This window comes from Blochmannia endosymbiont of Camponotus sp. (assembly GCF_023586365.1).
Classification (GTDB): Bacteria; Pseudomonadota; Gammaproteobacteria; order Enterobacterales; family Enterobacteriaceae; genus Blochmanniella.
In genome coordinates this window covers 257934-272278 of record NZ_CP097759.1, presented here as the reverse complement: position 1 = coordinate 272278, position 14345 = coordinate 257934, and the positions used below count along the sequence as shown (strand labels likewise).

Genomic DNA, 14345 nt, shown 5'->3' with positions numbered 1-14345 from the left:
ATAGTAATAAAATGTAATACTATGGAACAGACAAAAAAGTTATCTTACCAAATGATGATCATCATAGGCCTGCAGGGTATTTTGAATCAGTGTGATTACCGTCATTGGACCTACCCCACCCGGAACAGGGGTAATGTATGCGGCTCGTTCATAAGCACTAGAAAAGTGAACATCGCCCACAATATTTCCGTTATTTAATCGATTAATACCAACATCTATTACTATAGCCCCTCGTTTTATCCAACTACCAGGAATAAAATTTGCTTGGCCCACTGCCACAATTAATAAATCAGCATTTTCAATGTATATTTTTAAATTTTGAGTAAAACGATGAGTAATAGACACCGTACAGCCTGCCAATAATAATTCCATAGTCATAGGTCGCCCAACGATGTTTGATGCTCCAACTACCACCGCATGCAATGTAAACATATCTATATTATACCATTCTAACAAAGTAATGATGCCTCGAGAAGTACAAGGACGTAATGTAGGAGATCGTTGACATAAACGCCCGACGTTATATGGATGAAAACCATCTACATCTTTATCAGGAGCAATATGCTCTAAAATACTTATTTTATTTAACTTATTTGGTAATGGCAACTGAATTAAAATTCCATCTATACGATCATCATTATTTAAAGTTTCAATTAATTGAAAAATCTCATTTTCAGTGGTCGTGACAGGTAAAGTATAAAGAAATGAAATCAAACCTACTTGTTCACATGCTTTTTTCTTATTAGTTACATATATCTGAGAAATCGGATTATGTCCTACTAGGATCATAGCTAATCCCGGAGCACGGTTTCTAGAATTTATATTTTTACGCACTTGTTTGGCTATTTCTTGTTTTATTTTTTCAGAAACGTATTTACCATCAATTATCTTAGCGATCATTTTAAAATGTATCCAATAAATTATGTATTAACACAATGATATTATTTTCTGTAATATATATTATTATTAATTTTAAATTGTATACTTTCTCTAAACATATACTTCTTAAAAGAAAATATTTGATCTAATAGATATCTCAAAAAGAAAATGATTATTTAGTAAAATACACGAGTGACGCGCCCTTAACTCAACTGGATAGAGTAACAGCCTTCTAAGCTGTAAGTTATAGGTTCGAATCCTATAGGGCGCAATTATCATCATATATAATACTTATAATATATTGGTCACATCAATTGCATAAATCAGTCTTAATTAAATAAATCATATAACATGGGTTAATGAAAATGTGTATACTTGACAATATATACTTTTGATTTAATAAAAATAGATTTCTATTAAATAATAGTATCGAGCATATTTCATTAGTATAGTAAAAATATCATGATATTAGGAATTGCTTTTGCTGTAATCTCAGGATTACTATGGGGATTGATTTTTATAGGTCCTTTATTAATACCAGAATACCCCAGCGTATTACAAGCATCGGGTCGTTATATTGCGTTTGGATTAATTTCATTGCCATTATCATGGTACGACAGGGCGCGTTTACGCAAATTATTACTAAAAGATTGGTTAGAAGCAATAAAATTAGTTTTAACAGGTCATCTAGTATATTATACTTGTTTAACAAGCGCTATTCAACGCGTTGGTGTTCCAATTTCAACTGCTATTATCGGTACATTACCTCTAATGTTAACTATAACAACGCATATCATTTCTCCTAATGAACAAAAATTACCAAACCATACTTTTATGATATCATTATTTCTAATGGGAATAGGCTTGTTATGTGTAAACATTTCTGAATTGCGATCTGAATTCTTTATACTTAATATATGGCAATACGCAAGCGGAATAATTTTAGCAATTATTTCTGTTTTATGTTGGGCATGGTACGCATTGAGGAATGCACATTGGTTAAAAACACATCCACACAATAAGCCTATGACTTGGGCTAATGCACAAGGAATAGTTACATTACCATTATCGTGTCTTGTTTATTTTTTTGTATGTATCTGCTGTTCGGATCTGATTCAAGATGAATTCGCATTACCCTTCGGGCCTAGACCAATTTTTTTTATTTTTTTAATGGTATTAATTGGATTCTGTTGTTCTTGGTTAGGCACATTTTTTTGGAATGAAGCTAGCCAAAGATTACCAACAACATTAATAGGACCATTAATTGTGGTAGAAACTGTAGCAGGTTTAATATATTCATGCATACATCGAAAGTTATGGCCATCTCCCTTAATTTTAATTGGCATGCTCTTATTAATTTCTGGAGTGACATGTATCATGCAAATTCGTAAGAATACGCACTAAAATAATTTTTAAAAAAATTATTGATCTTTAAGTAAATAATTAGAAAAATTTTTCTTAAAACAACGTGTGTCGTATTACTTTATAATAAATAAAACTCATGTATAAACCAAATCAACTATAATCAATAATAAATGATGACAATCCTCACGCATATAATCATTAATGCATTTTATTATTTATATAAGTTTAAATGTGTTGATCTGTTGATAACAGATTTTTATTTACCCATTAATATGATTACGTATTAATTAGTTTATGTGCAAATAAATTTATCGTATCATATTATTTCTTAATATTATCAAGATTAAATTATCACATCTATATTAATTGCTATTTTTATATTAAAAAATAACCATATACATATTTGTATCATTTTTTAGATTTTTAAAATTTTTCTCAAAATTAATAATTATAAATAATAAAATTAATAACGTACTATATAGCGTTTTCTAATTCATAAAATTTTAGAAATCATTTTTCTGTGTCCGTTTATTGACATAACCATACCAAATCCTGCCATTAATACTAGTAGAGATGAACCGCCATAACTTATTAATGGCAACGGAATACCTACTATTGGTAGTAGACCGCTAACCATACCAACATTTACGAAAATATACATAAACAACACTAACATAAAACTGCCAATAATTAATCGCCCAAACATATGCTGCGTGTTAACAGCAATAAAAAGTCCACGTAGTATAATCCCTAAATATAACAACAATAATATTAATACCCCAAAAAATCCTAGTTCTTCTCCTATTACTGAAAAAATAAAGTCAGTATGACGTTCTGGCAAAAATTCTAACTGTGATTGTGTCCCATGTAGCCATCCTTTTCCAGTGAACCCACCTGAACCGATAGCAATTTTTGATTGAATAATATGATACCCAGCGCCTTGTGGATCGATTTCTGGATGTAATAATATCTCTATTCTAGAGCGCTGGTAATCGTGCATACAAAAACACCAAAATATAGGAGCGAATAAAACCATAAGTAATAATGTAAATACAATTAATTTCCAACGAATTCCAGATAAAAATAGTGCAAAAAATCCAGAACTAACTGTTAAAATTGCTGTACCTAAATCTGGTTGTAACAACATAAATATGGTAGGAATCATAATTAACAATAGCACAATACCAACATTTTTTAAGGATGGCGGATGCTGCTCCTTATCAATATAACGCGCTACCATGAGCAAAACAGAAATCTTAACTATCTCTGATGGTTGAAATCTTATGACACCAAAATCTAACCAACGTTGAGCTCCTTTACTAATTTGACCAATCATATTGACTGATATTAATAATATAAGACATACAAAATATATGTACGGCGTCCAAAATTCATAAACTCTGGGTGGAACTTGTGCTAAAAAAAACATTAATAATAACCCTCCTATAATTTGAAACACTTTTAGTTGCATCATTTCAAAATTTTGACCACACGCGCTCCACATTATGAAGGTTCCGTATAATAACAAACAAATAATCAATAGAAATAATGTTAAATCAATATGATACTTATTCCATAATGAATTTTTTCGAATAATTTGACTCATGCATGCATTACGATAACTAGTTAGATTGACAAAATAAATGAAAAACAACTTAATTAAATGTTTATTTATTGCAATAAGACATAATCAAATATTTTTCTTGTAATTGATCCTATTGATACTCCAATCCTAGCGTTTTCTAAAATTACTACCACAGCTACCGTGGGATTTTCGTATGGAGCGAAAGCAGTCATCAATTTATGATCTCTAAGTGATTCAGAAATCTTACTTGGATCATAATTTTGGTTGCTTTTTAAATTAAATAATTGCGCTGTACCAGATTTCGCTGCTGCTTTATATGAAGCTCCAGAAAAACTCCTACTTACCGTGCCATTTGGACGATTGGCTGCTCCGAACATTCCATCTTTAGCGATTTTCCATACATTTGATTTTGGGTCACCTACCTGATCGTATTCCGTTTGATGGTATGGAACATAATTTTTTTCTAATAAAACACTATCAAGCAAATGCGGAACGCGCACGTTACCATCATTAATTAAAGTAATTAATGCTTTAGACATTTGTACAGGAGTAGCGGTCCAATACCCTTGTCCAATTCCTACCGGTATCGTATCTCCTTGATACCATGGTTGCTTAAAACGTTGTATTTTCCATGCTTTAGTCGGCATCACACCAGTTAACTCTTCGAATAGATCGATACCAGTATATCTACCATACCCAAATTTATTCATCCATTCTGATAAATTATCTATTCCCATTTTGTAGGCTATTTGATAAAAAAAAGTATCAGAAGATTCTTCAAGAGCTTTCGTAATATTCAGTTCACCATGCCCCCAACGTTTCCAATCACGAAAACGTTTTTCCGAACCAGGTAATTGCCACCAACCGGGATCAGAAAACAAAAAATTCTGATTAATCACTCCCAATGTTAAAGCAGATACAGAAATATAAGGTTTTACTGTAGATGCAGGAGGGTACATCCCTTGGGTGGCGCGATTAAGCAAAGGACAATTGTTATCTTGTAATAAAATGCTATATTCTGTATTGGAGATACCGTTAACAAACAAATTTGGATTATAACTAGGGTGTGAAATTAAAGCTTGAATTCCTCCGTTGCGAGGGTCAACAACTATTACAGAAGACCTATTTCCTATTAATAATTTTATAATGTATTGTTGTAAATGCAAATCTAATGTTAAAACAATATTTTTTCCCGGTATCGGAGATTTTTTATATAATTCTCTAATCACTTTTCCACGATTATTTATTTCTACAGCCCCATATCCTGGTGTCCCATGTAAAATATTTTCGTAATAGCGTTCAATACCTAATTTTCCTATATTAGGCGCTGCAACATACTTACCTAAAATACCCTGCTTATTCAATCGTTTTATATCTTCCCCATTAATTTTAGCAACATATCCGATAACATGAGTTACATCAGATCCATAAGGATAGTAACGACGCTGATAACTTTTGATTGTTACCCCGGAAAATCTAAACCTATTAACAGCAAATCGAGCTTGTTGTTCTTCCGTTAAATCAATTTTAATAGGCAACGAAACAAATTGAGCAGAACGTTTCCGAGTTTTTTCAAAACGTTCTATATCATGATCACTTAAATTTAGTAATAATTTCAACTCGTTAATCGTATGGTTTAAATTAGTTGCATGTTCTGGAATTACTTCTAATTGGTAAATCGTGCGATTTAATGCTAAAGCTATTCCATTGCGATCATAAATAATTCCTCTTTTAGGTGGAATAGGAATAATCTTAATACGATTTTCGTTAGAACGAGTAGTATACATATCAAAATGAACTATTTGTATCTGATATAGATGAATAAATAAAATGCCAATGACCAATAACACAAAAACAGATGCAATTGTTATACGACGCGCAAACAACAACGACTCAGCTGAATAATTATGAAAGATTTGATGACCATTGGACTTCATTTAATCAAAATTTACTTATATCTAATGTTAATTATCGATATAAATAATTATACACTTATTTAATAAATGCATCGCTATGTAATACATAATATACTAAATGGATATTTATAATTTATGTCAGTTCCAAAGCTTCTCTAATTCATATAATTTACGAATTTCTTTTTGCATTACATGTATAACTACATCGCCTAAGTCTACTAAAACCCATTCACCAATGCTCATACCTTCTGCGCCATAAGGCTGTAATCCTAAACTACGGGATTTACGCAATATATCTTGAGATATAGAAATTACATGACGGCGAGACATACCAGTACAAATAATCATCATATCTGTAATATTAATTTTATCAGATACATCAAAACACGCGATATCTTGTCCCTGTATATTACATATAATATTAACTATAAATTCTTTCAGAACATCAGATTGCACAATGTAATGCCTAAATATGTATTGTGTATGATTTTTCTACTGTTTTAATATACAGATAATGTATGGCATTTGATTAAATAATACAATAATTATCTTATCAATTTTTAATTTTTAAGATAAATGAAAGAATTATAACCCATTGTTAACTCTAACAAAAAAACAACATTATAAATCTATATTGACTGTAGAAACACAGTAAATAGCTGATTATTATTGTGTTTTATTGTTTTTATATAGTCCAAATAATAATGTTTTTTCATTAAATATTCAATTATCAACACGTATCATCGCACTAAATGTATACGAAATCATTATTCTATTCATAATAATTATAAGTTCTTCAGAATTTGCGCCTACTATCTAATAATGTATATAATGCACGTACATATAACTATTTTTTAATAAAAAAATTGAAAAATTATTTTAAACACATCAATATAACCAATCAAAATCCATTAATATCTTTACTGTGAATTATTTTGGTAACAAAAAGAACATGTATATATTCACATATAAGTATTTATTTTTAAATAAATAATAATCGTAAATTATCTAAATAAATGTGTTTATGAAAAAATTTTTTTATTATGAACATGGATAATGTATTTGGATTAAAATCACTATTTCAGACAATCCTCTTATCGTGACATAATATGAGCGATAATAGTTCAAAACTTGATCGTGACAAAACAATATAATCCTTTTTGTATATTAATTCTATTTGCGCTAATAATTCTATTGCTTGATGTAATTGGTATAAACTTAATCGATTAACCGCTCTAGATAACAACATACAATGATACTTTCTATATATTTTATATTGTTTTAACAAATTAAATAATGATTCTCCTTGTACCATATTGTATTTCATATTGGTTATCATTAGCATTTCAGATCTAATTTTACATAATAATAATTCTAAATCGACACCTATATATTCCAATTTTTTTAGAATACGATCAGCACGTTGTTTGTTGCCTGTTAAGATAGATTCTATCCAATGATAGATATTAAAATATGCTGAATCAGTTACTATTTTTTTTACACGAATAAAATTTAAATTTCCATCAGGATAGATGCAAGACAGATTCTGCAACGTTTGATTTAATAATGTTAAATTACCTTCGTAATAATAACATAATAATTGACAAGCTAAATTTTCTATAACAAGTTTCATATTTTTAGCTTGATTTTCTATCCACATTATCAAGCGTGTGTGTGTAGGAGTGCTACAATCAACGAACATACCTGTTTTAAAACATTGTAACCAAATATTATTCTTATTAATTTGATTTGATTCATGAATATATAAAATTAATACTAAATCATCATGAAGCAATGAGAATAATAAAGGCGCGTTTTTTTTTAAAATAGCAACAGAATAATCTTGAGGGAATTTCAGTAATAATATTTTTCGTTTTTCAAATAAACTTGATACTCTGAATAAATTAAATATATTCTCCCAATCAGAATGCACATCTAATGAAATTTGGACATATTCATTAAAATTTAGCATTCTAGCTGCATTAACAATATTCAGACAACTATTTTCTAAAAAATAAGAATCATTCCCTAATAGCACATAAACAGATCTTAACTCTTTTTTCAATTCTATAAACAATTGTTCTGGGTATATCCAAATCATAATATATTTTAATGGTGAAATAAAAAATCTATATTAAATATAAAAGAAATAATTTTACAATATATCCTAACTAAAAATCTTCGCATCGCAGAAATAATTGATATATTAGCTGTTGAGCCGCATCTCGATATATTTCTTTACGAATATCATTTTCTTGAGTGTCATTAAATAAAGTTTTTTCAGGGTTTCTTATAAGTGAACGGTGCGCGTAAACACTGATGGGATAATAATTTCTATTTGGAATGAATAAATTAGTTTGTATACTCAATGTCAATCGATATCCAGCTTCTTTTCCGTTCTGAAATACAGAAGTGGTTATATGTTTTTCCGAAGCATTGATGATATTTAAACGAGGAATCTGTACCTCTCGTGTACACATACTATCATGTAAATCATTTAAATCATCAAAAATATCAATACGACTTGCGTACAACTCAGTAATTATAGCCCGAGTTATTGGGCCAAATGGATCATAACTGCATAATATTATAGATCTTATATTATTTGTTCGTAATTTTTTTACGGTTATATCTGTATATAATCGATAACCACAACTTGTCAATATAATCACAGTCAAAATGTTTACAATCATTAAACAAATATTTTTTTTTATATAAGCAATGTCCAGCATATTACTACTTTACAATGATATTGATCACTCTATTTGGAACATAAATTATATTATTTATTTTTTTTCCAATAAGATATTTATTTACAACTCCCTCCGTTTCTAACAATTTATAAACTACATTTTTATCACTATTTAATGGCACAAAAATTTTATGTCGCATCTTTCCATTAATTTGCACTAGAACAAGCGTTCTTTCATTTTGTATCGCTTGTGCATCTACAATAGGCCATGTTACATGATCGATATCTTCAGATTCTCCTAAGGCCTTCCATAAAATAAAACTAATATGTGGAGTAAATGGATATAGCAGCCTCACTGTTACTAATAACGCCTCTTGTAATACTGCTTTATCTTGCATGCTTGTTTTAGAGGCATTGTATAATTTGTTTACTAATTTCATAATAGCCGATAAAGCAGTATTAAATGATTGCCTACGATCAATATCGTCCGTAACTTTTTCTATGGTTTTATGTACATTGTATCGAATAAATTTCTGCGCATGATTTAGTATTACAACACGCAATACATCTACAGGGCCATCTTGAATATGACGATATACTAAGTTCCAAACGCGTTTAAGAAAACGCTGTGCACCTTCTATGCCAGATTCTTTCCATTCCAATGTTGCTTCAATTGGAGCAGCAAACATTATAAAAAACCGCACTGCATCTGCGCCATATTTTTCAATAATTATATTTGGATCAATACCATTATTTTTTGATTTTGACATTTTACACATTCCAGCATAAACTAAATCACGTCCGTTTTTGTCAATAGCTTTGATAATGCGTCCTATTCTATCACGTTTTATTGCAACATTAGTTGGATCTACCCATATATGTTGGCCATTAGGAGACGCATAATAAAAAGAGTCTGCTAATACCATGCCTTGACATAATAAACGTATTGCAGGTTCATCGGAATACACTAATCCTTCATCACGCATTAATTTATGATAAAATCGAAAATATAATAAGTGCATAATAGCATGTTCGACTCCACCTATATATTGATCAATTGGCAACCAATAATTAGCAGCATGCGTATTTAACATGGCTTCATTATAATGAGGACAAGTATAACGAGCATAATACCAAGACGATTCCATAAAAGTATCAAAAGTATCAGTATCCCGAATGGCTATTTGTCCTTTATAAGTAGTTTGAATCCAGTTAGAATACATTTTTAAAGAATTATTGACATATTCATCATCGTTATTTCTTCGTATAGTTGATTTACTTTTTGGAAGAACTACTGGCAATTGATCCAACAGTACTGGCTTAACAACGCCATTGGGTAATGTTACCATAGGGATAGGAACCCCCCAATAACGTTGACGAGAAATACCCCAGTCTTTTAGGCGATAATTCACTTTATGTTGGGCTACACCACGCGCGATTAACGATTTGATAATCGTATTAGACGCGGTACAAGAACTTAATCCATCGAATTCACCAGAATTAAATAATATCCCATCACAAGTTATTGCTTGCATCGCAATACTTGGCTCAATTGCATCCATATTTTTGATAACAGGTTTTATTGGCAGATTATATTTACGAGCAAATTCCCAATCTTGTTGATTATGAGCTGGGACCGATATAGCTGCTCCTATCCCATTACGCTCCATAGGTATTACAAAATTGGTGACCCAAATTGGTAATTTATTATTAGTAATCGGATGTATCGCATAGATATGAGTAGGCATTCCTTTTTTTTCAAAATAAAAAATATTTTTTTTGTTTAATTTAGTATAAGCATCGTCATTTTTTTGGATAAAATGAGCTAAATTTAAGTCAATTTTTGCCATCTGCAACGCTATTGGATGATCTATAGATATGACTAAATAAGTAATTCCCATGAAAATATCTAATCGAGTCATATATATTGTCAACGTATCACTAGAATTTTCAATTTTAAAAGTAACATTTACGCCTTCTGAACGCCCAATCCAATTTCGTTGCATAACCTTTACTTGTTCAGGCCAATGTGCTAATTGATCTAATCCATGTAATAATTGATCCGCATAATTAGTAATTCTTATAAACCATTGCGGAATCCTTTTATATTTTACACGAGTATGACAACGCCAGCAGGAATTATTAATAACTTGCTCATTAGCTAAAACCGTTTTATGATATGGGCACCAGTTTACTGATGCAATTTTTTTGTATACCAAACCTTTTTTATATAATACAGTAAAAAACCACTGTTCCCATCGATAATATTCTGGGTGACAAGTTATAAGCTCCCTATCCCAATCATAGGCAAAACCTAGTGATTGTAATTGACTTTTCATATAACTAATATTAGAGTTCGTCCAGGTTGATGGGTCTATGTTATTTGTAATTGCAGCATGCTCTGCAGGTAGTCCAAAAGCATCCCATCCTATGGGTTGTAATACATTTTTTCCAAGCATGCGTTGATATCGAGAGATTACATCTCCAATTGTGTAATTGCGTACATGCCCCATATGTAAATTTCCAGATGGATAGGGAATCATAGATAAACAATAATATTTTTCTTTATTACTGTCTTCTATAACTGAAAAAGTCTTATTTTTATACCAATGTTTTTGAACAGTACTTTCAATATCGCTTGGAGAATATGATTTACGCATAATAAATATCACAATAAATTAAAAAATGTTAGTTAATTAATAATTGTAGCTAATTATAAGTATTAATATTTTTTAAATAAATATTTTTTTATTGAATAAAAATAGCAAGCATACAACGATACATACATAATTAAAAATATTTAATCAATTTTGTTATATTTCATAAGAAACGTTTATTTTAATATTTAATAAAAAGTTTGCATATTTCTCTTTGAGATCTTTGTGTAATTATATACTGAGTATTTTGAAGATTTGATAAAAATTTTTTAAAATTATACGCAATTTTTGAATTTAAAAATTAAAAAAATATATACAATAATGCCTAAAAATAACCAGGATCCAAATTTTGCATATGGTGTTAAACCTGTGGTTGGAATAACCTTATCACTAAGCACCGCAGAAATGAACTGAGGCAGTTGTGCTTGCAGAGAACCATCCGCATTAACAATCGCAGTAATTCCGTTATTTGTACTACATAATAAAGGCCTTCCTAATTCTAGAGCACGCATACGAGCCATTTGGAAACACTGCCATGGTCCAATAGAGTGACCGAACCACGCATTATTTGCAACAGTTAATAAAAAATCAGTATCAGATTTAAAATTATCGCGTATTTGTTTACCAAGAATTATTTCATAACAAATAGCAGTAGTCATTTTTACGGACGATACACTCAATTGTGGTTGAAAATAACAACCTTCCTGCATAAAAGGTACAGGTACATTAAAAAAATTCAATAGTGGTTTAAAAAATCTCTGAAATGGAAACCTTTCAGACCATAACACTAAATGATGTTTATCATATCGATTACGATTCGGATATTTATAAGATTCAGATTCTCCTAGCACTATAACACTATTATAGTAATGATGAAAGTTTTTAGCATAACGTATCCCAATAATCCCTGTAATTAAATTTGTTTGAGATTGTCTACATTTATGATCTAATAATGTTAAAATTGTATTATGCTCAATTTCATTTCCTGGAATAGCTGATTCCGGCCAAATAACTATTTTTGTTTTTCCAAGTAAAGGTAAGGTATGGTTTATGTATGTCTGCAGTATTTTTTCTACATAATTAGAATTCCATTTTATCTGTTGATCAATATTACCTTGCACCAAAGAAACATGAATAGCGCGTTGGGGCTGCAAATGATACCATTGTATTCGCGTTAAGGGCGATAACAATAATAATATTCCTAAAGATATGGCAATTGACGACAATTGCGCTCTTTTGATGGAAACAGCTAATAATCCGCTGATTAAAATAAGAGTAAATGTAATGCCTTCTACACCAAAAATAGGGGCGATACCTTTGAGGGGACCATCAATTTGACTATATCCAAATTGTAGCCATGGAAATCCAGTGAGCATATACCCCCTGATATATTCAACAATTGACCATATCACTGGAGCAGCGCTGACTGCACACCATATAGTTGTATATGATTGCATCAGCGACAATAAAACAGAAAATAATATAGGAAACAGTATCAGATATAACACCAAAAGAATAATTAATGAAATATTGATAAAATCACACATATTACTAAATTGGTCTATACTTATATAGATCCATTGTAATCCACTACCAAAAAATCCAATACCCCAAAAAAATGTATGCCATGCGGCTTTTTTCCATGTAGAATCTAAAATTATTTTTAACAAAACAGTTAAGGAAATAATACTAGCTGGCCAAAAATTATATGGAGAAAACCCTAAAATACCGAATGCCCCAAATAATAACACTGTAAAAAACCCAAAATATTTTTTATATTTATAATATGTAGTAACAACAAAAATCATGTCTACAAATTATTTTCTTGAGGTGTGTATAATGAGTTTTTAGGAATTTGTACAAGTAATTGCACAATACGATGACTGTCTATAAGTGTAACTTTAAATTTGTAGCCTAAAATATCAATAGATTCTCCATTTGTAGGTAAATGCCCGACAGATTGCATAATAAAACCCCCAATAGTATCTATTTCTTCATTATGAAAACAGGTGTTAAACATTTTATTAAAATCTGCAACAGGGGTTAATGCGTTAATAACAAAAGTATGTTGGTTTATTTGGCAAATATTAAAACTATCTTTATTATCGTATTCATCTTCAATCTCACCAACAATTAATTCTAATATGTCTTCGATAGTAATTAGCCCAGACATTCCTCCAAATTCATCTATTACAATTGCCATATGACAACGTTGTATACGAAATTCTTGTAACATTCTATCTACGCCTTTATGTTCTGGCACTACCATTGCTGGACGTAAAATTTTATCAATACTACATGGTTGTGATTTTTTTAATATGAACGGTAATAAATCTTTAGCAATCAAAACACCCTGAATTTTATCTTGATTGCCATATAATACTGGGAATCTAGAATGAGCAGATTCTATAATAATGTTAAGTTGTTCATCCCAAGACTGGGTATTTTTCAAAAAAATAATTTGTGCCCTAGGCACCATAACGTCTCTAACTTTTTGTTCAACAATATCCATAACCCCTTCTAGCATATCTCGAGTATCTGAATTTATCAAAGAATTTTGTTCAAAATCACGTATTAAATTTAATAAATCATCGCGATTTTTAGGACTGCTATGAAAGAGGTGATGTAATATGAAAGTGAAAAAACTTTTTTTACGAATAGAATTAACGTTCTCCTCTGAATTATTATTATTCATAATATTCTTTACTATATCTTATAAAAATTTTATTATCTATGCGTAACATGACAACACGTTCGATATCCACATTGCTGAAGTATATTTCTTTCTACTCGTTGCATTAACATAGCTTCTTCGTCCTTAATATGATTATATCCTAATAAATGTAGTGACCCATGAATTATCATATGCGCCCAATGTGATCTATCGGGTACATTTTTTTTTTTAGATTCGTATTCTATGACCTGGCGACAAAGTACTACATCACCAAGTAATGGAGATTTCATTCCCAATGGCGGTGTAAAAGGAAATGATAAAACATTAGTGGGGCAATCTTTTTTTAAATAATACCAATTTAAATAATGCATCTCTTTTATATCTACTATACGTACAGTTAATTCTATTTTTTTTTTATATACAGCAAATATAGCAGATGCCCACGACTGAAACATTTTCCTATTAGGTAATCCATGTAAATTTTTACATGCTAATTGTAAATCGATAATCACTTGATTATTTGTCATCCATTAATCCTTGGTTATGATTAATAATTATTCAAATCGCTACTATTTAT

Annotated in this window: 11 protein-coding genes and 1 tRNA gene; 2 read left to right on the top strand and 10 right to left on the bottom strand. The window is 30.1% G+C overall.

The genetic code is table 11. The annotated features are described in order from the left end of the window. Nucleotides 1-39: 39 nt before the first annotated feature. Nucleotides 40-900 (bottom strand): bifunctional methylenetetrahydrofolate dehydrogenase/methenyltetrahydrofolate cyclohydrolase FolD, encoded by an 861-nt coding sequence (gene folD / locus M9407_RS01135; RefSeq protein ID WP_250237329.1) that lies wholly within the window; start codon nt 898-900, stop codon nt 40-42. A gap of 176 nt (nt 901-1076) precedes the next feature. On the opposite strand from folD, the gene M9407_RS01130 reads away from it, so the two are divergent. After that, nucleotides 1077-1150 (top strand) — tRNA-Arg (locus M9407_RS01130). Nucleotides 1151-1341: 191 nt separating this feature from the next. Beyond that, nucleotides 1342-2283, top strand: coding sequence for a DMT family transporter (locus M9407_RS01125; protein WP_250237328.1), 942 nt, complete (start codon nt 1342-1344; stop codon nt 2281-2283). A gap of 454 nt (nt 2284-2737) precedes the next feature. Here M9407_RS01125 and rodA read toward each other — a convergent pair whose 3' ends face one another. The 9 genes from rodA to ybeY form a co-directional block, all read right to left on the bottom strand. Then, entirely contained in the window at nt 2738-3850 is a 1113-nt protein-coding gene (gene rodA, locus M9407_RS01120) for a rod shape-determining protein RodA (protein WP_250237327.1), read from the bottom strand. 65 nt (nt 3851-3915) lie between these two features. Further along, complete coding sequence (gene mrdA, locus M9407_RS01115; protein ID WP_250237326.1) at nt 3916-5766, bottom strand: peptidoglycan DD-transpeptidase MrdA; 1851 nt, start codon at nt 5764-5766, stop codon at nt 3916-3918. A 117-nt stretch (nt 5767-5883) separates the two neighbouring features. After that, the gene (gene rsfS, locus M9407_RS01110; RefSeq protein WP_250237325.1) at nt 5884-6201 is read right to left on the bottom strand and encodes a ribosome silencing factor; all 318 of its coding nucleotides are present in this window, start codon (nt 6199-6201) and stop codon (nt 5884-5886) included. Between the two features lie 625 nt (nt 6202-6826). Next, the gene (gene holA / locus M9407_RS01105) at nt 6827-7846 is read right to left on the bottom strand and encodes a DNA polymerase III subunit delta (RefSeq protein ID WP_250237324.1); all 1020 of its coding nucleotides are present in this window, start codon (nt 7844-7846) and stop codon (nt 6827-6829) included. 70 nt (nt 7847-7916) lie between these two features. Continuing rightward, a complete protein-coding gene (gene lptE / locus M9407_RS01100; protein ID WP_250237323.1) occupies nt 7917-8477 on the bottom strand; it encodes an LPS assembly lipoprotein LptE in 561 nt (186 codons plus the stop codon). A 4-nt stretch (nt 8478-8481) separates the two neighbouring features. Next, nucleotides 8482-11097, bottom strand: coding sequence for a leucine--tRNA ligase (gene leuS / locus M9407_RS01095; RefSeq protein WP_250237322.1), 2616 nt, complete (start codon nt 11095-11097; stop codon nt 8482-8484). Between the two features lie 272 nt (nt 11098-11369). Further along, nucleotides 11370-12902: an apolipoprotein N-acyltransferase gene (gene lnt, locus M9407_RS01090; RefSeq protein WP_250237321.1), complete on the bottom strand. Its 1533-nt coding sequence runs from the start codon at nt 12900-12902 to the stop codon at nt 11370-11372. A gap of 2 nt (nt 12903-12904) precedes the next feature. Continuing rightward, nucleotides 12905-13789 carry a CNNM family magnesium/cobalt transport protein CorC gene (gene corC / locus M9407_RS01085; RefSeq protein ID WP_250237320.1) on the bottom strand — a complete coding sequence of 295 codons (885 nt, stop codon included), beginning with the start codon at nt 13787-13789 and terminating at the stop codon, nt 12905-12907. A gap of 32 nt (nt 13790-13821) precedes the next feature. Next, complete coding sequence (ybeY, locus tag M9407_RS01080) at nt 13822-14295, bottom strand: rRNA maturation RNase YbeY (RefSeq protein ID WP_250237319.1); 474 nt, start codon at nt 14293-14295, stop codon at nt 13822-13824. Nucleotides 14296-14345 lie beyond the last annotated feature (50 nt).

Excerpts from the sequence above, each read along its gene's own strand:
- M9407_RS01125 (WP_250237328.1), top strand. The coding sequence starts at position 1,342 with ATGATATTAGGAATTGCTTTTGCTGTAATCTCAGGATTACTATGGGGA.
- mrdA (WP_250237326.1), bottom strand. The coding sequence starts at position 5,766 with ATGAAGTCCAATGGTCATCAAATCTTTCATAATTATTCAGCTGAGTCG.
- corC (WP_250237320.1), bottom strand. The coding sequence starts at position 13,789 with ATGAATAATAATAATTCAGAGGAGAACGTTAATTCTATTCGTAAAAAA.
- ybeY (WP_250237319.1), bottom strand. The coding sequence starts at position 14,295 with ATGACAAATAATCAAGTGATTATCGATTTACAATTAGCATGTAAAAAT.
- lptE (WP_250237323.1), bottom strand. The coding sequence starts at position 8,477 with ATGCTGGACATTGCTTATATAAAAAAAAATATTTGTTTAATGATTGTA.
- lnt (WP_250237321.1), bottom strand. The coding sequence starts at position 12,902 with ATGATTTTTGTTGTTACTACATATTATAAATATAAAAAATATTTTGGG.
- leuS (WP_250237322.1), bottom strand. The coding sequence starts at position 11,097 with ATGCGTAAATCATATTCTCCAAGCGATATTGAAAGTACTGTTCAAAAA.
- folD (WP_250237329.1), bottom strand. The coding sequence starts at position 900 with ATGATCGCTAAGATAATTGATGGTAAATACGTTTCTGAAAAAATAAAA.
- holA (WP_250237324.1), bottom strand. The coding sequence starts at position 7,846 with ATGATTTGGATATACCCAGAACAATTGTTTATAGAATTGAAAAAAGAG.
- rodA (WP_250237327.1), bottom strand. The coding sequence starts at position 3,850 with ATGAGTCAAATTATTCGAAAAAATTCATTATGGAATAAGTATCATATT.